Source organism: Nonomuraea sp. 10N515B (assembly GCF_052245915.1).
In the GTDB taxonomy this organism is placed as follows: Bacteria; Actinomycetota; Actinomycetes; order Streptosporangiales; family Streptosporangiaceae; genus Nonomuraea.
Genome location: NZ_JBQQBQ010000007.1, coordinates 101052 through 120429, shown reverse-complemented (window position 1 = coordinate 120429; position 19378 = coordinate 101052). Strand labels below are relative to the sequence as shown.

Sequence of the window (19378 nt, the reverse complement as noted above, 5' to 3'; positions counted from 1 at the left end):
ATACTCAGGTATGCCTTGACATCCGGCTTAACGCGACCCCTGACCTGGACGGCTCATTATGCGTTTGCGCAACTTCGGCGTGCGGACAAAGGTGACAGCCTTGCTGGTGTCGCTGGTCGCGCTGTGGGGGTTCGCCGCCTGGGTCACGCTTCGCGAAGGCGTGAACCTGCTCGGCGCCACCACGGTCGACAGCGGCGCTGTGCAGCCCAGCGAGCGCCTGCTCGCCGAGCTCCAGCGCGAACGCCGCCTCACCGTGGTGCTGCTCGGCACCGGCGGGCGAGCGCCCGACCGGATGCTGCGCGAGCAGCGGGCCAGGACCGACGCGGCGCACCAGGCGCTGCGGGAGTCCGCGACGAGCGCGAGCGTGCAGTTCGCGGCCGACGCGCCGCTGATCCGCCGCATCGACGAGATGCTGCAGAGCACGCAGGGGATCGCCGCGCTCAGGAAGACGATCGACGCGGGCCGATCCGACAGGGCACAGGCGATCGACTCCTACAACACGGTCATCGACGCGCTCTACCGCATGTTCGACTCAGTGGCCTCGCTGGACGACAAGGAGATCGCCAGGGACGCCCGCACCATGCTCGCGATCAGCCGGTCGAGCGAATTCCTGGCCCGCGAGGACGCGCTCGTCGCCGGCGCGCTGGCCAAGGGTGGGTTCACGCCGGCGGAGCACACCGAGTTCATGCGACTGTCCGGCTTCTACCGCATCTCGCTGGAGCAGGCCGCGGCCCAGCTCCAGCCGGAGGACGCGGCCGCGTACGCCGTCTGGGCGAAGAGCCGCACCGTGAGCCAGCTGAATACGCTGGAGCAGCGGATCGCCGAGGAGCCGGGCACCGGGCAGGCACCCGTGACCAGCACGGAGTGGCGTTCGGCCACCGAGCCGGCCCGGGCCTCGCTGGAGAAGCTCATCTCCGACGGCGGCGACCGCCTCGTCGAGCGGGCCGTGCCCGGCGCCGTGGCCGTGATCATCCGCCTCGTGCTGGCCGGCGGCCTCGGTCTCGTCGCGGTCGTGGCTTCGATCATCCTGTCGATCACCACCACGAGGTCGCTCCTGGCCCAGCTCAGGAAGCTGCGTGACGCCGCCCACGAGCTGTCGGATGACCGGCTTCCCGGCATCGTCGAGCGGATCGGCCGGGGCGAGGAGGTCGACGTGGCCGCCGAGGCGCCGCCGCTGCAGTTCGGCGACGACGAGATCGGCCAGGTGGGCCAGGCGTTCAACACCGTGCAGCGCACCGCGATCAGCGTCGCGGCCGAGCAGGCCGAGCTGCGCCGCAGCATCCGCGACATCCTGCTCAGCCTCGCCCGCAGGACGCAGGGCCTGGTGCACCGGCAGCTCACCGTGCTCGACGTGATGGAGCGCCGCGAGACCGACCCCGAGGAGCTGAAGGAGCTCTTCCGGCTGGACCACCTGGCCATCCGCATGCGGCGCAACGCGGAGAACCTCATCGTGCTCTCCGGTTCCTCCCCCGCCCGCACGTGGCGCCGGTCGGTCCCCATGGTCGACGTCGTGCGCGGCGCGCTGGCCGAGGTCGAGGACTACACCCGGGTCACACTGCTGCCGATGGGCGAGGTCGTGCTCATCGGCCGGGCCGTCGGTGACGTCGTGCACCTGCTGGCCGAGCTCATCGAGAACGCCGTGTCGTTCTCGCCTCCTTACACGAACGTGCAGGTCAGCGGCCAGCTCGTGGCCAACGGGTACGTGATCGAGATCGAGGACCGGGGCCTGGGCATGAAGCCCGAGGACCTGGAGGCCGCGAACGAGCGCATCGCGAACCCGCCCGAGTTCCGCATCACGGGCACCGCCCGCCTGGGCCTCTATGTGGTCAGCCAACTGGCCAAGCGGCACGACATCCAGGTGGTGCTCAAGGCGTCGCCGTACGGCGGGACCACGGTCGTGGTGCTGTTGCCGCAGGAGCTCGTCCAGCTCGACCCCAGGCCGGAGCCGCAGCGCGGCGACGGCGGGGAGCGGCTGCCGCGCCGGCCGACGGCGGTGGCCACAGTGGCCCGCCCCGTCGCGGGAGAGGCGGCTGCCCGCCCCGTCGCCGGAGAGATGGCGCGCCCCGCCGCCGGGGAGAACGTGCGCACGCTCAAGCCCGCCCGCCCGGTCCCCGCCTCCGTTCCCGAGCCGGCCCCCGCACCTGCACCCGAGCCGGCCCTCGCATCAGTACCCGAGCCGCCAGCCGAACCGGAGCAGCAGCCCGTGGCCGAATTCACACCGTCGGGGCTGCCGCTCCGCGTGCCCCAGGCGAACCTCGCGGCGGCGCTGCGCGAGGACACGCCCACGCTGCCAGACCACGAGGAGGACGATGACGAGCGCTCCCCGGAGGAGATCCGCGCGATGATGGGATCTCTTCAGTCAGGCACCCGCCTTGGCCGTACGCAGGCGGCCAAGATGCTGGATGAACAGCCGGGAGGCGACGCACCATGACCCCCACCGCGGGCACCGATCTCAATTGGTTGCTCGACGACCTCGTCAGCCGCGTCAAGGAGGCCGACCACGCCATCGTGCTGTCCTCCGACGGCCTGCTGATGGCCTCCTCGGCCGGGTTGCAGCGCACCGACGGCGAGCATCTGTCCGCCGTGGCCTCCGGGCTGCAGAGCCTGGCCAAGGGCATCTCGGAGCACATCTCCGGCGGCGCGGTGCGGCAGACGGTCGTGGAGTGGAAGAGCCAGTTCCTCATCGTGACCACGGCGGGCGAGCGTGCCTGCCTGGCCGTGTTGTGCGCGCAGAACGCCGACATCGGGCTGATCGCGTACGAGATGGCCATGCTGGTCGCGCGGGTGGGCCAATATCTCACCTCGGGCGCTCGCAACGCCGAGGCCATCGCCAGGAGCGAGCGGTGACAGGCGCCGACGGTCCGAGGGATGAGCACTGGGTCGACCCGGAGATCGTCCGGCCCTACGTCGTGACGCGGGGCCGGACCCAGCCGGCGCACGGCAAGTTCGACCTGATCTCCATGGCCCTGGCGGTGGGCGGCCCGCCGGGCCCGGACGCCGGGCTGGACCCCGAGCACCTGCGGATCCTCCAGATCTGCCGCGAGCCCAAGTCCGTCGCCGAGATCGCCGCGCATCTCGACCTGCCCGCCGGCACGATCCGCGTGCTGCTCGGCGACCTGTTCGACCGCGAACTCGTCTCTGCCCAGGAACCACAATCCGAGGTGGACATGCGTGACATGAAGATGTACAGGGCGGTGCTCGATGGTCTTCGCTCGCTCTGACCGCCCGCGCCTGCCGACGGCGATCAAGATCTTGGTCGCCGGCGGGTTCGGCGCGGGAAAGACGACGATGGTCGGCGCGGTCTCCGAGACCCGGCCGCTGCGGACGGAGGAGGTGCTCACCGACCGCGGGATCGGTGTGGACGACCTCTCCTCGGTGGAGGCCAAGCGCACCACCACGGTGGCGATGGACTTCGGCCGGATCACGCTGAACAACGACTACGTGCTCTATTTGTTCGGCACGCCCGGGCAGGAGCGGTTCTGGTTTGTGTGGGACGAGCTGGCGGAGGGTGCGCTGGGCGCCGTGATCCTGGCGGACACGCGGCGGCTGGCGGACTGCTTCCCGTCGGTGGACTATTTCGAGCGGCGGAACACGCCGTTCGTGGTCGCGGTCAACTGTTTCGAGGGGGCGCCGACGTTCGAGCTGGACGAGGTGCGTCTCGCGCTCCAGCTCGACCCGTCGATCCCCATGATCATGTGCGACGCCAGGAAACGGGAGTCGAGCAGGGAGGTCCTGATCGCCCTGGTGAAGCACTCGGCGAGGCTGCGCGCGGAGCCGGTCGGCAGCTGAGCGCAGCCTTGTCAGGTTGCGGTGTGGCGGAGGTAGGCGTCGAGTTCGGCGGCGCCGCTCAGCATCGCGCGCCCGCGGGTGGACAGCCGGCCGTGCCAGTCCCGCAGGGCGGCCTCCAGGGGCGCCAGCCCGCCGGCCGCGCGCACCTGCTCGATCAGTGGCGCGATCTGCTCCAGCAGGTATCCGCCCCGTCTGAGCTGGTGCGCGAGCTGGGCATCCCGTACGTCGGCCGCGGTGTAGACCCGGTAACCGGTCTGCCGGTCGCGTCGTGGCCGCACCAGCCCGGCCTGCTCCCATTTGCGCAGCGTCGCGGGCCGGATCCCGAGTTTCCTGGCCAGGGGACCGATGAACGTGACACCCGGTCCAGGAGGGGCGGAGGGCGCCAGGTCGCGGAGCGCGTTCTCGACGGCCAGCAGGGTCCGGCGGTCGTCGAGGAGCTGGGCGTGGCTCTCGTCGATGATCTTCAGGGCGTCCTCGACCGCGTCCCGGTTCACCGCCTGCATGATCGAGGTCGCGGTCTGGTGGCCGTGGGCGGGCACCAGGGCGAGGAACGCGCGGAGGGCTTGCGCGTGCCGCACGGTGTAGGTGCGATAGCCATGGGGCGTGCGGCCGGCGCCAGGGAGGATGCCGGCCTGCTCGTAGTTCCTGATCGCCTGCGTGGACAGGCCGTGTTCGCGGGCGAGGTCCACCGGCCTCAGCCGTTCGCGGGATGCCATAGGTGCGTCACCGTATTGAGGGTCGGCCCAGGTGGGCATGAGCGTGTTGCGCGGAAAGCTTACACATTAAGTTCAACGATATCGTTGAGGGCATGTCGTCATCGAGGAGACCAGACCCGCTCGTCCAGGACGCCGCGACCTCTCTCGACGGCGAGAGCGTCGCCGCCGTCACGAAGCTCCTGCGGACTCTTCCCTGCCGGCCCCGCCTGCTCGGGCTCGGCGAGGCCACGCACGGCGAGGAGGCGCTGCCGGAGCTGCGTAACGAGATCTTCCGGCATCTCGTCGAGCACGAGGGCTACCGATCGTTCGCCATCGAGAGCGACTGCCTCATGGGCCTGGCCGTCGACGACTACGTCAGGGCGGGCACGGGCACGCTCGACGACGTCATGGAGGGCGGCTTCAGCCACGGGTTCGGCGCGTCGGCGGCCAACCGGGAGCTCGTGCGCTGGATGCGCGCGTACAACGAGGGCCGGCCCGCCGCGGAGCGGCTGCGTTTCTTCGGGTTCGACGCCCCGCTGGAGATGACCGGGGCCGCCAGTCCCCGCCAGGCGTTGACCGCGCTGCACGGCTACCTCGCGGCCTGGCTGGACGCGGGTCTGCTCCCCTGTGCCGCGGACGCCCTCGACCGCCTGATCGGGGGCGACGACCGGTGGACCAATCCCGCGGCGGCCATGGACGCCTCCCAGTCCGTGGGCCGGTCCGCCGAGGTCAGGGAGCTGCGACTGCTCGCGGACGAGCTCGTGACGCTGCTGGAGGCGTTCGCGCCGCACCTGATCGCGTCGACCTCGCGGGAGGAGTGGTGGCGGGCGAGCACCTACGGGCGCACCGCCGCCGGGCTGCTCCGCTACCACTTCTGGATGGCCGACACGTCCCCTGGCAGGGTCTGGCGGCTGATGGCCCTGCGGGATGCGATGATGGCCGGCAACCTCCAGGCCATCGCCGAGCACGGCCCGGCACTCGTCTACGCCCACAACCGCCACCTGCAGCGGGACAAGAGCACCTGGCAACTGGCCGACATGGCGCTGGAGTGGTGGAGCGCCGGCGCGATTGTCAGCGCCCGTCTGGGCGGCCAGTACGCCTTCCTGGCCTCGGCGCTCGGCGCCATCCCGCATCAGGCGCTTCCCGCTCCCCACCCCGAGACTCTGGAGGGACTGCTGTACACGCTGCCGGGCAACCGCTCCCTCATCGACGCCCGCCGGCTGGCCGCGGCCCTCGCCGAGGCGGGCACGAAGCCGGTCCCGCGGACCGATATATCTGCCAATTACGGCTATTTCGCGCTCGACCCGGCCCACCTCGGCGAGAACGACGGGATCGTCTTCATCAAGGACGTGCCCGCCTAACCCGTCGGCAGCCGTTCGCCCCACCGCCACGCCACCGTGCCCGGCTCGGGCGCCTCGACGGCCAGCTCGCCGCCGTCGGGGTCGGCGATGATCACCATGCTTCCACCGTGAACGCGCCCTTGCTGGTGGTCAGCTCGACGAGGTTCGTCTCGACCGCGGAGAGCGGATCGTCGAGCGGGATCCGGAACGTACGGAGCTGGCTCGGCCCGAAGTCCGCCGTGAGCCGGACCCCGGCGAGCGGGATGTCGAAGGTGGCCACGCCGGCCCGCCCGGTGGTCTCGACGGCGCGGACGACGAGGTCGCGTGGGGTGTCCTCGTGCGCCTTCACCGCGGTCACCATGATCTGGCCGCCGCCGTCGTCGAGGTAGCCGCGGGCGGCGGGGAGCGCGCCGTCGTGGAAGCTCTCCAGCATGGCGCGCACCGGGGCGCCGAGCAGCGCGGCCCGCCGCGCGAGCCCGGCGGCCCGCCAGTCGCCGGCGTGCGGCACCAGCAGGTACGTGAACCGCTGCGTCCCCTGGTCCTGGTAGGAGTAGTACCCTTCCGGGTCCAGCAGCCGCGGGTCGTGCCAGGCGTAGACGGGGCTGCGCACGGCGGTGATGCCGATGCTGGGGCTGCGGCCGGGGTCGCCGGGTGAGACGTCGTAGCCGTGCTTGGCGTTGTTCACGACGGCGAGGCCGGCGTCGGCCCCCGACAGATCCACCCACGACTGCGCCGGCTCCTCGGCCCCGTCGAGTGGCCTGCTCAAGTGCCCGAACGGGACCTCATAGGTGGCGGCCGGGGACTCCAGCGCGACCGGGAAACGCAGCTTCATCAGGTGGGCCTGCTCCCGCCAGTCGATGGTGACCCGCACCTCGACCGCGTCGTCGCCGCCCGCGCCCAGGATGAACTCCTCGACCATCGTCGAGCGGCCCCACTCCCGCTCCACCCGGATGCGGGCACGCAGCGGACCCTGCTCGCGCAGCACGATGTTCGTGACCGCCATCGCCTCGCCCGGCCAGTCGTAGGAGATGACGCGGTGCCCCCAGGTGTCGGTCGGGTCCTCGCAGATGACCGTGTGCTCGCCGGCCGCCCCTGCCACCAGGTCGACGCCGGTGCGCTTGTCGAGCAGGCTGGACAGCCAGCCGGTCGCGGGGTCGAGCTCCAGGCGCAGCACGTCGTTCTCGATGTGGGTCTCGCCGCACGACAGGCCGCTCGGGGCCGTCGCGGCGCCCTGGCGCAGGCGGTAGAGGCGGTAGCCCAGCGGCGGCAGCTCGGCCTGGAAGACCGTGGCGCCGCGGCCCTTGTCGTCGGTGGTGGCGACCGACTGCGTGCGCTGGCAGGGCACGTCGGCGCCGTCGGCGTCCACCACCTGCACGCCTGCCGGCGCGAGGCCGTACTGCATCTCGACCCGGGTCGTGACCGGCCACGGGTGCGGGTTGAAGACGACCACCGGCTGGGTGCCGTCCTCCTGCGGGATGCGGATGTCGCGGGCGATCACGTTGTGGGCCCGGGCGATGATCCGCTTGGCGATGGCGACGGCCTCGCCGAGCTGGTCGCGGGCGTCGTCGTAGGCGGGCTCGATCGCCGAGCCCGGCAGCACGTCGTGGAACTGGTTGAACAGCACCTGCTTCCAGGCCCGCTCCAGGTCCGCGCGCACGTCGTGGCCGGCGACGGCCGCCCACCGCTCGGCCGACAGGACCGCGGCCTGCGCCCGGCGCTGCCACGCCTTGACGCCGGAGTGCGAGGAGTAGCAGCCGGCGGCGTGATGCTGCAGATCGTCGCGCCACACCGGCAGCTCGGCCAGGCCCTGCTCGCCCAGGCGCTTGGCCATCTCGTCGAAGTAGCGGCGCGGCGAGGACATCGTCAGCTCGCCGAAGGTGCCCATCCGGTCGTAGCGGTGGATGGACTCGATGTTGGCCTTGGTGGGGCCGCCGCCGTGGTTACCCACCCCGTAGAAGATCATCAAATCGCCGAGCGAGCGGTCGAGCTGTCCCAGGGCCTTCTCGGTCTGACCGGCGACCTCGCCGGGCGGGCTGCAGTATTCGAACGGGATCCGGTACACCAGCACGCGGCTGCCGTCGGGGCTCTCCCACCAGAACATCGTGCCGGGCAGGTCGGCCTCGTGCGGTCCGGGGCGCAGGAAGCAGTAGGAGTCCATGCCCTGGCCGCGCAGGATCGCGGGCAGCATGGCGTTGTGGCCGAACGGGTCGACGTTCATGCCGACCGTCGCGGTGACGCCGAACTTCTCCTTCAGGTAGCGCTGCCCGTACAGGCCCTGGCGGACGAACGACTCGCCGGAGGGCATGTTGCAGTCGGGCTCCACCCACCAGCCGCCGGCCATCGCCCAGCGGCCTTCCGCCACCTTCTCCTGGATCCTGGCGAACAGCTCCGGGTCCGACTCCTCCACCCAGGACAGCAGCACGACCTGGTCACAGGTGAAGACGAAGTCGGGATATTCGTCCATGCGGTGGATGGCCGACCAGAACGTCGCGCGGGCCTCCTGGTATCCCTCCTGCCAGGGCCAGAGCCAGACCGGGTCGAGATGCGCGTTGCCGATCATGTGCAGGGTGCGGCCGGGGGTGGCCGCCGGGCGGGGGGCACGCGGCAGGCCGGACGGCTGGGCGCCGGAGGGCGCGTTGGCCATGGGGGCGGGGCGTCTGGTCATGAGGCCGCCCATACGTCGACCTTCTCGCTGATCATGTGCAGCATCAGTGTGTGGATCTCCTGGATGCGCGGCGTCTCTGAGGAGGGGGCGAGGAGGAGGTGGTCGGCGTGCTCGGCGGCGGCGCCTCCGTCTTTGCCGCCGAACAATACTGTCGCCGCGCCCTTGCTCCGTGCGGCCTTGAGCGCGCTGATGACGTTGGGCGAGTTGCCGCTGGTGGTGAATGCGGCCACCACGTCGCCCGGGCGGGCCAGCGCCTGCACCTGGCGGGCGAACACGTTCTCGTAGGCGTAGTCGTTGGCGATGCACGTCATGACCGTGGCGTCGGTCGTGAGCGTCACCGTGGGCAGCGGGCGGCGCTCGCGCTTGTAGTGGCCGATCAGCTCGCCGGTGAGGTGCTGGGCGTCGGCCGCGCTGCCGCCGTTGCCCATCGTGTAGAGGGTGCCGCCGTGCGCGAACGTCGCGATGATCAGGTCCGCGGCGGCCTCCACGTCCGGGATCAGCGCCGCCATGCCCCGCGCGGCGGCGAGATGTCCTTCGACGTGTGCCGCGAGCACCGCCGGCAGCGGCCCGCTGTGCGCCCGGGCCGGGTCTGCGCCAACGTGCTCCATGGGGCCTCCGACGGGAACGGCTGCCGCGTCAAGGGCTTGTGACATCGTTCCCACAGCGGATCCTAGGGCGACCTCTCCCGTCCGGTCAACGCACACAATGGGTGAAATGTCAGATTATGGGCGGTGATGCGGTGGATTCGCGGGCCACGAGCTGCACGGTGAGCACAGTCGTGACGGAGTCCGCCTCCGGCATCCCAATCCGTTCGTCCAGCCTGCGTATCGCCGTCGCACCCAGGCCGAAGGTGTCCTGCGAGACGGTGGTGACCATGGGCGAGACCATGCTCATCCAGGGCGCGTCGTCGAAGGCGACCAGGCTGATGTCGTCCGGCACCCTCAGCCCCAGCTCGCGGATGGACCGCCAGACACCCTCGGCGAGCACGTTGTTGGCGGCGAACACGGCGGTCGGCCGGTCGGGTCCGCGCAACATGTCGAGCGCCCGGCGCCGCGAGTCCGCCACGTCCCAGCCGGACGAGACGACCAAGCCGGGATCCACCTTGATGTCACCGGCGCCGAGCGCCTCGAGGTAACCCTGGTAACGCTCGTAGCCGGTGGTCCAGTCGGTCTCGTCGATGAACAGCGCGATCCTGCGGTGCCCCAGCCCGACCAGGTGCGCGGTGGCCGTACGGGCGCCAACGCGGTTGCCCACCACGACCCCGTCCGTCGAACCGGCCGTGAACTGCCGGTCCACCTCCACCACCGGGATGTGGTGGGAGGCGAGGTAGGTGGACACGGCCGAGGAGTTGGGCGTCACGACCACCCCGGCCACCCTGAGCGCGACGAGCGCCTCGGCGGCCTCCCTCTCCGCCTCCGCCGACAGGCTCGTGTCCGCCAGCACCATCGTGTAGCCGCGCTGCCGGGCCTCCCTGCTGGCCCCTGCCGCGAGCTCCGCGTAGAACGGGTTGCGCAGGTCGCTCACCAGGACCCCGACGGACCTGCTGACCTGCTGTTTGAGCGTGCGGGCCATGACGTCGGGCACGTATCCGAGCTCGGCGGCCACCCGCATGACCCGCTCACGCACGTCGCTCGCGGCGTACCCACGGCCGGTCAGCGCGCGGGAGACGGTGGAGCGGGAGACGCCGGCGGCCTCCGCGACGTCTTTGATGGTGGGCCGCCGGGAACGGCTGAGGGGGGTACGCCGCTCTGTGGTCATCGAGGCCCTTCCCCGACCACGTCAACCAGCGCCTCGGCGTGCTGCCCGAGACGCAGATCGCCGATGGTCACGTCGACTGCCAGGCGAACGCGGCGTCGCGGCACGACGTCGGCGCCGAGACGCAGATGCACCTGCTCCATACCCCCTCCCGGCAGCCTTAGCGTCAGGGACCCTTGCTCCCGCTGCCAGCCTGGGGGAACGACGGGCTCGATGGTGGCCACGACCTTGTCCGGGAACGGGTTGCGCACGGTGGCCGTGAGCACCAGCTCGCCGCCCGCGGGAACGCTCGCATAGTAGGGCGTCAGGCGGCACAGCACCCCGTCCGCCCCCAGGTCCAGGTGCTCCAGCGGGAGCAGGTCGTTGTGGAGGGCGACGAGCTCCTCGCCGCGTTCGGTCAGCATGTGCAGATAGTCGTCGTCCACCCAGCGGGGGCGCCAGTGGCCGCTGACCATGAGGTCGGGGCGCAGGCGCCGGTAGAGTGCGGCGCTCTTGCGGTAGTCCTCGATCCTGAATCTGTTCTTGTACTGGAAGTTCAGGCTCTCCTGGCGTTCGCCGGGGATGCCCATGCCGTCCTGCTGGTCGCCGGTGACCAGCACCCGGTGGCCATCCACCTGGAACTCGTACGCCGCCGCGAACAACGTGTGCCCCGGCAGGTCGTGCACCGTGATCTCGTACTCCCGCCACCGCACGGTCTCCCCCAGCTCCAGCACCCGGTCGGAGGGGATGGGGTCGAACCACTGGCAGGGCAGATCATGGTGGAGCGGGGTGGCCAGGATGGGGGCCATGTGGGACGGGGTCCAGATCTGCGTGCCCTCGACGTCGCGCAGCAGCGGCATGCCGGCCACGTGGTCGTCGTGGTAGTGGGTGGGGAGGGCGACCTCGATGCTGGTGACGCCGTAGTGCTCACGCAGGGCGGGGAGCGAGGCCAGCCAGGGGCGGCGGGCCGCGCGTGAGGTGTTGTGCACCAGACCGGTGGACATGTCGTAGCCGAAGTCGAAGACCATGGCGGCGCCGGAGTCCGACAGCAGGACGTAGCTGTGGGAATTGGCGCTCCTGTTCATCAGCAGGTGGGAGGTCACCTCGACGAAGGGGTTGTGGAGGAGTCCGCGCACGTCCCAGGGGTGGGGGCGGCGGAAGTTCACATACCGCTGCATGGACTGGGAGAGCTGCCGGAGCGCGTCGTGCAGGTCGGTCATCGGCTCGCCGTGCGACGGCAGTAACACCTCGAGCTCCTCCCGCTGGAGGAGCTCGGAGCTCAGGATGACCATGGCCGGACCCTCGTTCTCGGTGTACGACCACTGGGTCGCGGCCAGAGACCACACCTTGCCCGGGGCGTAGATGAGGTCGCCGGTGAAGGCGGCCTTGCCGACGACGTAGGTCACGGAGCCGGGGGTGTGCCCTGGGGTGGGCAGCACGCGCACCTGCACGCCGCCGTACGTCGCCGTCCGGTATTCGGGCACGACGCCGGCCACCGGTACCGGGTCGAGCAGCGAGAACCGGTCGTCGCGCAGGTCGTAGTCGTTGCTGATCTGGCGCCCCGCCCACATCTCGCCGACCTTCTCGAACAGGTCGCGCTCGACCGGCGGAACGTGGATCGGGATGCCCGCGCCGACCGCTCTCGCCAGGCCCTGGGCCTGGTCGCGGTGGTGGTGGGTCATCAGGACGTGGGTGAGGCGGTCGATCCCCATCTCGGGCAGGAGGTCGAGCACGCGGCCGGAACCGAAGTCGATCGCGATCCCGGTGCGCTCCTCCCCCGCCAGCACGGGGGCCGCCACGACGTAAACGTGGCAGGTGTCCGCAACGCGGAACACCCCGGGCACGACTTCGGTCACATCACTGCTCATCGAGGCGCGATTCTATCCGGTATCGTTCCCACAATCGATGCCCTGGCGGCCCGCCTCATCGCCGCCACCACCTCGCGACCAGTTCGAGGTCCGCTCCGGTGATCTCCTCCAGGGAGTTGTCGATGCGCTCGGCGTAGTACAGCGCGGGCACGCCGAGCGACGGCTGCGCCTCGGCGTAGGCCAGCCAGTCCGCCCTGCTCGGCATCGGCCACTGGTCGGTGTCGATCAGATGGCCGGGCATGGCGTGGGCGGCGACCGCATGGCGGAAGCGGAGCTGGTCGACGGCCGGCACGAGCTCGCCACGGGCGTCGTACTCGAGCACGTCGTTGAGCCGGACCATGTCGGTGACGTCCCCGAAGGCGGGATGCGGCGTGTGAGTGACCATCAGCGCATCGGGTTTGACGCGTTTGGCGGCGTCGTACATGGTGGCGAGCAGCTCGTGCAGGAGGGCCAGGCCCCAGGTCGAGCCGTACGACTTCAGATGCGACCCGCTGGGGAACCACTGCGTGAAGTCGATCTTGAAGCCGTCGGCCCCGAGGTCGCCCAGCAGCCGCTCCATGATCCGCTGGACGCGGAGCCGGTAGGCGGGGTTCGATGGGTCAGCGGCCACGGCCCGGCCGCCGGCGTCGAGCACGCACTCCTCGGCCGGCAGCCCGTCGGCCGACCAGGCCCGCCACCACAGCAGCACCCGCTGCCCGCGTGCATGCCTGGCCGCGATCCACTCGCGCAGCGCGGGCCATTTCGCCGGATCGGGCTCCATGTCCCCGTACGTCAGCTGCCAGCGGTCGTCGATGACGACGGTCCCCGGCACGACGCCGTGGCGTTCGAGCCTGGCCAGCCACTCGTCGTAGAGGTCCTGTCGGGACAGGTCCACCGGCGACCGCCCATCCGCTCTGCGAGCTCCGGCGCACTGCGCCCCCCAGCCGCAGAAGATCGGCTCGCTCCACCAGTCGTGCCGCTCGTGGACGGGCCCGGAGGGCGCCAGGCCGTGCGCGACCAGGTCGTCGCGGTGCTGCGCGATCGCCTCCCACGGGGAGGACGCGGTGCGGAAGACGACCGCGGGTGACGTCCATGAGCCGCGCACCACCGTGTGGCACTCGTAGTCGAAGCGCAGCATCACCCCGCCGTCGAGCGGCTCGTACGCGAGCTCGGTGAAGGTCAGGTCGGCGACCCCGGCGCGTACCGAGGCCCCCAGCCACGGCCCGTCCGGCACGGCGGTCGCGCCGTCCGGCTCCTCCTTGGTGAAGGCCAGGACCAGCGGCGGCGGCGAGAAGACCGCGTGCAGCCGGCCCGGCGAGGCGTCGCCGATCACGGTGAGCGCGAGCGGCACGGACACCGGCCGCACGACCTGCACGGGATGGGTGGGGGTGGGGTTGAAGACGCCACGGGCATGCAGCCCGCTGCGGAACGTGCCGGCCGCGCCCCTGTTGAGCACGGCCCGCCCGCCCATCAGCGTCACGTCGCCGAGCACGCCGTCGCCCTCGACCCGCACCTCCAGCGCGATCGTCTCGGGGGTGCAGGTCAGCCGGACGATCTTCGTCTCCCACGCGGTCGTGCGCTGCGGGACATCGAAGATCGCCACGTTGCCGCGCTCGACGAGCACGGTCGGGAGCGTCTCGTACGTCTCGTCCCGCCCGTTCGCGGTGCCGACGGAGGCGAGGAGGCTGAGCGTCATCCAGCCTTCCAGCTCGGCGCTGGGGTCGGTACGGGAGACGGTCAGCCGGTAGTGCCCGCTGTCCAGGTGATAGGCCTGGTCGGTGGTGGTGATGCGCATGTGTTGGCCGAATGCCTCGATCCTGGGCAGGTCGGGAGCGGTGCCGCCCCCTGCGATGAGCCTGGCGTAGTATCACCCGGAATTCTTGATGGTCCGTACGCCGGTCGCGTAGTCGATGTGGATAAGCCTGAACCCGGGCCGGTCGCAGCACACGCCTGGTGGGGAGTGGAAGAGCAGGAGGGCCCGGCCTCGCGAGGAGGCCGGGCCCTCGGCGCGGAAGACGCCCCGGGCGGGGGGTGGGGCGCCTTCGGCGGGGAGGCGCCTCAGGGCAGGTGGCGCCTCGTTGGGGGGCAGGGACTCAGTGCTGGACGGCCTTCTCCGCACCGACGCCGGTCAGCGAGCGGACCTCGATCTCGGCGTACTTGGCGGCGTTGTACTCCTTGCTCATGATCGTGCCGAGGTAGCCGCACAGGAAGCCGATCGGGATGGACAGGATGCCCGGGTTGCTCAGCGGGAACCAGGCGAAGTCGGCCGTCTTGAAGAGCGCCGTCTCGCCGCCGGACACCACCGGCGAGAAGATCACCAGCACCAGGGCGGAGACGAGGCCACCGTAGATCGCCGACACGGCGCCCGCCGTGTTGAACCGCTTCCAGAACAGGCTGTAGAGGATCGCGGGCAGGTTGCCCGAGGCCGCCACAGCGAACGCCAGCGCCACCAGGAACGCCACGTTCTGACCCTGGGCGAGGATGCCCAGGCCGATCGCGACGGCGCCGATGACCAGCGCGGAGATGCGGGCCACCACGACCTCCTGCCGCTCCGTCGCATTGCCGCGCTTGAAGACGTGCGCGTACAGGTCGTGGGAGAAGCTGGAGGAGGAGGCGAGGGTGAGGCCGGCGACCACGGCCAGGATCGTGGCGAAGGCCACGGCCCCGATGAGCGCCAGCAGGAGCGTGCCGCCGACATCGCCGAAGATGTCCTGGCCGACGGCCTGGGCCAGCAGGGGCGCCGCGGTGTTGCCCGCCTTGTCGCCCGCGACGATGGCGTCCTTGCCGACCAGGGCCGCCGCACCGAAGCCGAGGATGAGGGTCAGCAGGTAGAACGTGCCGATGATGCCGATGCCCCACAGGACCGACTTGCGGGCGTCCTTGGCGGTGGGGACGGTGTAGAAGCGGATGAGGATGTGCGGCAGGCCCGCCGTCCCGAGCACCAGCGCCAGACCCAAGCTGATGAGGTCGATCTTGCCGGCCAGACCCTGGGCGTCAGTGCCGTATTTCAGCCCGGGGATGAGGAAGTTGCCGGGGTTGGCCTTCGGGCCGCTGGTGGTGGCGGCCTGGCCGAGCAGCGCCGACAGGTTGAAGCCGAACTTGCCCAGCACCAGCGCCGTCACCAGCGCGGCACCGCTCATCAGCAGCACGGCCTTGACGATCTGGACCCAGGTGGTGCCCTTCATGCCGCCGAACACCACGTACACGATCATCAGCGCGCCCACGCCGACGATCGTCCACGCCTTGCCCGCCGGAGTGGTGATGCCGAGCAGCAGGCCGACCAGCGCGCCCGCGCCGACCATCTGCGCCAGCAGGTAGAAGATGCTCACCACGATCGTGGACACGCCGGCGGCGGTGCGGACCGGCCGCGGGCTCATCCTGAACGCCAGCACGTCGGCCATGGTGAACTTGCCGGAGTTCCGCATCAGCTCGGCCACCAGCAGCAACGCCACGAGCCAGGCGACGAGGAACCCGATCGAGTACAGGAACCCGTCATAGCCGGACAAGGCGATGATGCCCGCGATGCCGAGGAAGGACGCGGCCGACATGTAGTCGCCGCCGATGGCCAGGCCGTTCTGCACGCCGGTGAACGACCGGCCGCCCGCGTAGTAGTCGGCGGCCGTCTTCGTCTGGCGGCTCGCCCAGAACGTGATCCCCAGCGTCGCGGCGACGAAGGTGAGGAAGAGGATCATTCCCAGCGTGGTCGAGCTCACTTGGACTTCTCCTCAACCTCGTGACGCAGCTTGTCGGCGATCGGGTCCAGCTTCTTCTCGGCGTGCCTCGCGTACGCCCACGCGATCCAGAACGTGGACAGGAACTGGAGCAAGCCGAAGATGAGTCCGACGTTGATCTCCCCGAACAGCTTGATCCCCATGAAGTCGCGCGCCCACCCGGACAGCACGACGTACAGCAGGTACCACGCGAGGAACGCCACGGTCATGGGGAAAGTCCAGGCGCGGAATCGTTTCTTCAGATCTTGGAACTCGGTGCTCTCCTGGACTTGTTCGTATACCGATGCATCATGTTCTCTTGTTGTCACGGGACCCTCCACTGTGATGCGGATCACGCTCAAGGTAAGAGCGCAACCTACCCGGCGTGGAGATCTGTAGCTGGGTTGTTCGCTGAGCCGACGGCGTGCGGCGATTAGTTGGTCCGGGTCTGCGATGAAAGGTCCTTCCTGCACGACGAACGGTCGGCTATTCCTTTCCATCACATGCCGGCTGCCCCCTTGCTCGGCCACCGCTTGCAACCGAGCGCGGCACAGGTGCGCCGTGAGCCGCTGTGGCGGGTCCTGGTCGCGACCGGGCTGCCGGCACCGTGCAGGGCATCCGTCATGCGTCAGCCCTTGACCGCTCCGGCCGTCAGCCCTTCGACGATGTAGCGGCGGATGGCGGCGAACATCACGAGCGTGGGCAAGACCGACACCACAGTCGCGGCGGCCATAGATCCCCAATCAATGTCGTATTGGGTGATGAAGGAGTTCATGGCCACCGGGATCGTCTTGGCGTCCTCGCTGTCGATAAACGTGATCGCCAGGAACAACTCGTTCCAACATTGCACGAAGGCGAAGATGAACGTCGCCGCGATGCCCGGCAGCATGACCGGCATCACCACCCGGACCATGGCCACCAGGCGCGACGCCCCGTCCACCTGCGCGGCTTCTTCCAGCGCGACCGGCACCCGCTCGTAGAAGCCGCGCATGATGATCGTGGAGAACGGCACCAGCATGGCGACGTACACGAGCATGAGCCCGGCGAGCCGGTTGAGCAGGTCGAGGTCGGACATCAGCAGGTAGAGCGGGCCGAGCGCGATGAACAGCGGGATCATCTGGGTGACCAGGAACGCCAGCATCAGCATCCCCCGGCCGGGGTAGGCGAAGCGGGCCAGGGTGTAGCCGCCGAGCACTCCGATGGCCGTCACCGACCCGGCCGCCACGAGGGAGACCATGAGGCTGTTGAGCAGATACGTCCCGAAGTCGGCGAAGGAGAACAGCTCGGCGTAGTGCTCGAACGTCACCGTGCCGGGCCAGTACTTGAGCGGCACCGCGAAGATCTCGGGCTTGGGCTTGAGCGAGGTGATGACGATCCAGTAGAGGGGGAAGAGGGTGATCAGCAGCCAGGCGGTCAGCACGACCACTTTGGCGAGCGTCGCGACACGTCTCATCGGGACTTCTCGAATCTCGTGGCGTTGAGGTAGAAGACGCTGAAGGACAGCAGCAGACCCAGGATCAGCAGGCCCACCGCGCCGGCCCGGCCGTAGTCTCCGCCGATGACCTGCTGGATGAGGAAGGTCGTGATGATGTCGGTGCTGCCGGCGGGGCCGCCGCCGGTCATCGAATAGATGAGATCCGGGAAGTTCAGGATCCAGATGATCCGCAGCAACACGATGAGCGCCAGCGTGGGCCGGATGTGCGGCAGCGTCACGTGCCAGAACTGCCGCAGCCGCGAGGCCCCGTCCACGGATGCCGCCTCGTACAGCTCCTTCGGGACCGACTGCAGCGCGGCCATGATCATGATGGCGAAGAACGTCACGCCGTACCAGACGTTGGCCACGATCACCGACGTCATCGCCCACCCCGGCGAGGCCAGGAAGCCGATGCGCTGGTCGATGATCCCCGTCTTGAGCAGCAGGTCGTTGATCACGCCGAACTGCCCGTTGAACATCCACCGCCACAGGAGCCCGATGAGGAACCCGGACATGGCCCACGGGAAGAACACCCACGCCTGGTAGAGGCCGCGCCCCCGGAAGTGCCGCCGCAGCAGCAGCGCCAGCCCGAACCCCAGGAAGAACTGGAAGAACAGCGACACGACCACCCACGTGCCGGTGTTCCGCAGCGCCGTCCAGAACCGGTCCTCGCCCAGCACGGCACGGAAGTTCTCCAGTCCGACGAAGGGCGTCGAGGTGAGGTCGAACAGGTTGTACTGCTGGAAGGCCATCACCGCGCCGCGGAGCACCGGGTAGTACGTGAACAGCGCCACGAACACGACGCCCGGCAGCAGGCACAGCGCGATGAACCTGGCCCTTCGGACGTTGAAGGTCCTCATGAAACCTTCTTGGCCTGATCCGTCCAGAAGGCGTCCCACGACTTGAGCACGTCGGCGACGGTCGTCTTGCCGGTGATCAGCGCCTGGACGTCACGGTCGGAGTCGACGAGGAACTGGCTCCAGCCGGGGTAGTCGACCGGCCTGATCGTGATCACCTGCTTGGGGTCCTGCTGCGCTTGCAGGTAGGCCTTCCACGCACCCTGCGAGAACTGCGGGTCGCTCTGCGCCTGCTTGGAGATGGGGATGAGCGAGTTGCCCTTGGCGAAGGCGATGCTCTGCTTGGCCTCCGACAGGAACTGCACGAGCTTGACCGCCTCCTTGGGGTGCTTGGTGAAGGAGGTGGCGCCCCAGCCGGCGTAGCCGACGGGCTGGAAGGCGTACCCGGTGGGGCCCTTGGGGATGGGGGCGGTGGACCAGGCGGTGACGCCGCTGTCCTCGACCGTCTTGATCACTTCCGGGTCCTGGATGAGCATGCCGGTGACGCCCGAGGTGAAGCCCTGGACCATCTCGGGGTAGCCCCAGGACACCGAGTCGGGCGGCGACGCCTCCTTGAAGATCTTGACGTAGAGCTCCATGGCCTGGGCGGCCTCGGGCGTGGAGAAGATCGTGCGCTTGTCCTTCAGGTAGAAGGACTTCTCGGGGTTGAGGGACTCGCCGTTGTACGCGCTGATCATCATCACCGCGTAGTCAGCGCCACCCTTGCCGCCCCTGAAGGAGTAGCCGTAGCGGTCGCCCGAGGTCATCTGCTTGCCGGCCGCGTAGAGCTCCTCCCAGGTCGTCGGGGGCTGGGTCATGCCGTAGTCCGTACGGTAGAACAGCGTGCGCTGGTAGAAGCCGTACGGGATCAGGTATGCCTTGCCCCCGACCTCCACGGCCTTCTTCTGGGCCAGCTCGGTCAGGTCCGACCAGCCGGGCCACTCGACGGTGGGCAGCTCGGCCAGCCAGCCGTTGTTGGAGAAGGACTTGGCCGTGTGGTCGCGTACTTCCAGCACGTCCAGATCCTTCTTGGTCTGCAGGATCTGGGTGATCTTCTGGTCGGCGCTGTCGAGCGGCGGCGAGACGAGCTCGACCGTGACGCCCGGGTTGGCCTTCTCGAAGTCGGCGATGAGGGTCTTGATGAGCTTCGTGCGTTCGGGGCTGGTCAAACTCTCGATCATGCGGAGTCGTACCTCTCCCGAGGACGACGAGCCGGAGCCGGAGCCGCAGCCGGTGAGCACCAGCGTGGTGGCGACCGCGGCCGCCAGGAGGGGCTTTGTCATGGGGA

At 69.7% G+C, this 19378-nt stretch carries 16 protein-coding genes; 5 read left to right on the top strand and 11 right to left on the bottom strand.

The features are described 5' to 3' along the window. Positions 1-106 precede the first annotated feature (106 nt). From ACTWQA_RS12440 to ACTWQA_RS12425, 4 genes are read left to right on the top strand one after another with little or no spacing between them, the layout of a single operon-like run. Positions 107-2431, top strand: a complete 2325-nt coding sequence (locus ACTWQA_RS12440; RefSeq protein WP_443159571.1) for a nitrate- and nitrite sensing domain-containing protein — start codon at positions 107-109, stop codon at positions 2429-2431. Beyond that, entirely contained in the window at positions 2428-2847 is a 420-nt protein-coding gene (locus tag ACTWQA_RS12435; RefSeq protein ID WP_443159381.1) for a roadblock/LC7 domain-containing protein, read from the top strand. Before ACTWQA_RS12440 ends, ACTWQA_RS12435 begins: the two co-directional genes overlap by 4 nt. Continuing rightward, positions 2844-3221, top strand: a complete 378-nt coding sequence (locus ACTWQA_RS12430; RefSeq protein WP_305921909.1) for a DUF742 domain-containing protein — start codon at positions 2844-2846, stop codon at positions 3219-3221. The genes ACTWQA_RS12435 and ACTWQA_RS12430 overlap by 4 nt, the downstream gene beginning before the upstream one ends. Beyond that, entirely contained in the window at positions 3202-3789 is a 588-nt protein-coding gene (locus ACTWQA_RS12425) for a GTP-binding protein (RefSeq protein WP_443159380.1), read from the top strand. Before ACTWQA_RS12430 ends, ACTWQA_RS12425 begins: the two co-directional genes overlap by 20 nt. An 11-nt stretch (positions 3790-3800) precedes the next feature. Here ACTWQA_RS12425 and ACTWQA_RS12420 read toward each other — a convergent pair whose 3' ends face one another. Next, complete coding sequence (locus ACTWQA_RS12420; protein WP_443159379.1) at positions 3801-4505, bottom strand: TioE family transcriptional regulator; 705 nt, start codon at positions 4503-4505, stop codon at positions 3801-3803. Between the two features lie 92 nt (positions 4506-4597). On the opposite strand from ACTWQA_RS12420, the gene ACTWQA_RS12415 reads away from it, so the two are divergent. Continuing rightward, the gene (locus ACTWQA_RS12415) at positions 4598-5845 is read left to right on the top strand and encodes an erythromycin esterase family protein (RefSeq protein ID WP_443159378.1); all 1248 of its coding nucleotides are present in this window, start codon (positions 4598-4600) and stop codon (positions 5843-5845) included. Between the two features lie 91 nt (positions 5846-5936). On the opposite strand, the gene ACTWQA_RS12410 is transcribed toward ACTWQA_RS12415, so the two are convergent. From ACTWQA_RS12410 to ACTWQA_RS12365, 10 genes are all read right to left on the bottom strand, one after another. Next, on the bottom strand, positions 5937-8489 hold the full coding sequence (locus ACTWQA_RS12410) for an alpha-mannosidase (protein ID WP_443159377.1): 2553 nt from the start codon (positions 8487-8489) through the stop codon (positions 5937-5939). Further along, entirely contained in the window at positions 8486-9097 is a 612-nt protein-coding gene (locus ACTWQA_RS12405; RefSeq protein ID WP_443159376.1) for a D-sedoheptulose-7-phosphate isomerase, read from the bottom strand. The genes ACTWQA_RS12410 and ACTWQA_RS12405 overlap by 4 nt, the downstream gene beginning before the upstream one ends. Before the next feature lie 109 nt (positions 9098-9206). Beyond that, positions 9207-10247, bottom strand: coding sequence for a LacI family DNA-binding transcriptional regulator (locus ACTWQA_RS12400; protein ID WP_443159375.1), 1041 nt, complete (start codon positions 10245-10247; stop codon positions 9207-9209). Next, on the bottom strand, positions 10244-12091 hold the full coding sequence (locus ACTWQA_RS12395; RefSeq protein WP_443159374.1) for an MBL fold metallo-hydrolase: 1848 nt from the start codon (positions 12089-12091) through the stop codon (positions 10244-10246). The genes ACTWQA_RS12400 and ACTWQA_RS12395 overlap by 4 nt, the downstream gene beginning before the upstream one ends. A gap of 55 nt (positions 12092-12146) precedes the next feature. Further along, positions 12147-13865 (bottom strand): hypothetical protein, encoded by a 1719-nt coding sequence (locus tag ACTWQA_RS12390; protein ID WP_443159373.1) that lies wholly within the window; start codon positions 13863-13865, stop codon positions 12147-12149. Positions 13866-14163: 298 nt separating this feature from the next. Further along, a complete protein-coding gene (locus ACTWQA_RS12385; protein WP_443159570.1) occupies positions 14164-15762 on the bottom strand; it encodes a solute symporter family protein in 1599 nt (532 codons plus the stop codon). A gap of 17 nt (positions 15763-15779) precedes the next feature. Beyond that, on the bottom strand, positions 15780-16280 hold the full coding sequence (locus ACTWQA_RS12380) for a DUF485 domain-containing protein (RefSeq protein WP_443159569.1): 501 nt from the start codon (positions 16278-16280) through the stop codon (positions 15780-15782). Between the two features lie 128 nt (positions 16281-16408). Beyond that, on the bottom strand, positions 16409-17233 hold the full coding sequence (locus ACTWQA_RS12375; RefSeq protein WP_443159372.1) for a carbohydrate ABC transporter permease: 825 nt from the start codon (positions 17231-17233) through the stop codon (positions 16409-16411). Beyond that, positions 17230-18114 carry a carbohydrate ABC transporter permease gene (locus ACTWQA_RS12370; protein ID WP_305921890.1) on the bottom strand — a complete coding sequence of 295 codons (885 nt, stop codon included), beginning with the start codon at positions 18112-18114 and terminating at the stop codon, positions 17230-17232. Before ACTWQA_RS12370 ends, ACTWQA_RS12375 begins: the two co-directional genes overlap by 4 nt. After that, a complete protein-coding gene (locus tag ACTWQA_RS12365) occupies positions 18111-19373 on the bottom strand; it encodes an ABC transporter substrate-binding protein (protein ID WP_443159371.1) in 1263 nt (420 codons plus the stop codon). Before ACTWQA_RS12365 ends, ACTWQA_RS12370 begins: the two co-directional genes overlap by 4 nt. Positions 19374-19378: the final 5 nt, after the last annotated feature.

Excerpts from the sequence above, each read along its gene's own strand:
- ACTWQA_RS12415 (WP_443159378.1), top strand. The coding sequence starts at position 4,598 with ATGTCGTCATCGAGGAGACCAGACCCGCTCGTCCAGGACGCCGCGACC.
- ACTWQA_RS12435 (WP_443159381.1), top strand. The coding sequence starts at position 2,428 with ATGACCCCCACCGCGGGCACCGATCTCAATTGGTTGCTCGACGACCTC.
- ACTWQA_RS12365 (WP_443159371.1), bottom strand. The coding sequence starts at position 19,373 with ATGACAAAGCCCCTCCTGGCGGCCGCGGTCGCCACCACGCTGGTGCTC.
- ACTWQA_RS12390 (WP_443159373.1), bottom strand. The coding sequence starts at position 13,865 with ATGCGCATCACCACCACCGACCAGGCCTATCACCTGGACAGCGGGCAC.
- ACTWQA_RS12395 (WP_443159374.1), bottom strand. The coding sequence starts at position 12,091 with ATGAGCAGTGATGTGACCGAAGTCGTGCCCGGGGTGTTCCGCGTTGCG.
- ACTWQA_RS12425 (WP_443159380.1), top strand. The coding sequence starts at position 3,202 with ATGGTCTTCGCTCGCTCTGACCGCCCGCGCCTGCCGACGGCGATCAAG.
- ACTWQA_RS12400 (WP_443159375.1), bottom strand. The coding sequence starts at position 10,247 with ATGACCACAGAGCGGCGTACCCCCCTCAGCCGTTCCCGGCGGCCCACC.
- ACTWQA_RS12405 (WP_443159376.1), bottom strand. The coding sequence starts at position 9,097 with ATGGAGCACGTTGGCGCAGACCCGGCCCGGGCGCACAGCGGGCCGCTG.
- ACTWQA_RS12380 (WP_443159569.1), bottom strand. The coding sequence starts at position 16,280 with ATGGAAAGGAATAGCCGACCGTTCGTCGTGCAGGAAGGACCTTTCATC.
- ACTWQA_RS12370 (WP_305921890.1), bottom strand. The coding sequence starts at position 18,114 with ATGAGGACCTTCAACGTCCGAAGGGCCAGGTTCATCGCGCTGTGCCTG.
- ACTWQA_RS12410 (WP_443159377.1), bottom strand. The coding sequence starts at position 8,489 with ATGACCAGACGCCCCGCCCCCATGGCCAACGCGCCCTCCGGCGCCCAG.
- ACTWQA_RS12420 (WP_443159379.1), bottom strand. The coding sequence starts at position 4,505 with ATGGCATCCCGCGAACGGCTGAGGCCGGTGGACCTCGCCCGCGAACAC.
- ACTWQA_RS12375 (WP_443159372.1), bottom strand. The coding sequence starts at position 17,233 with ATGAGACGTGTCGCGACGCTCGCCAAAGTGGTCGTGCTGACCGCCTGG.
- ACTWQA_RS12385 (WP_443159570.1), bottom strand. The coding sequence starts at position 15,762 with ATGATCCTCTTCCTCACCTTCGTCGCCGCGACGCTGGGGATCACGTTC.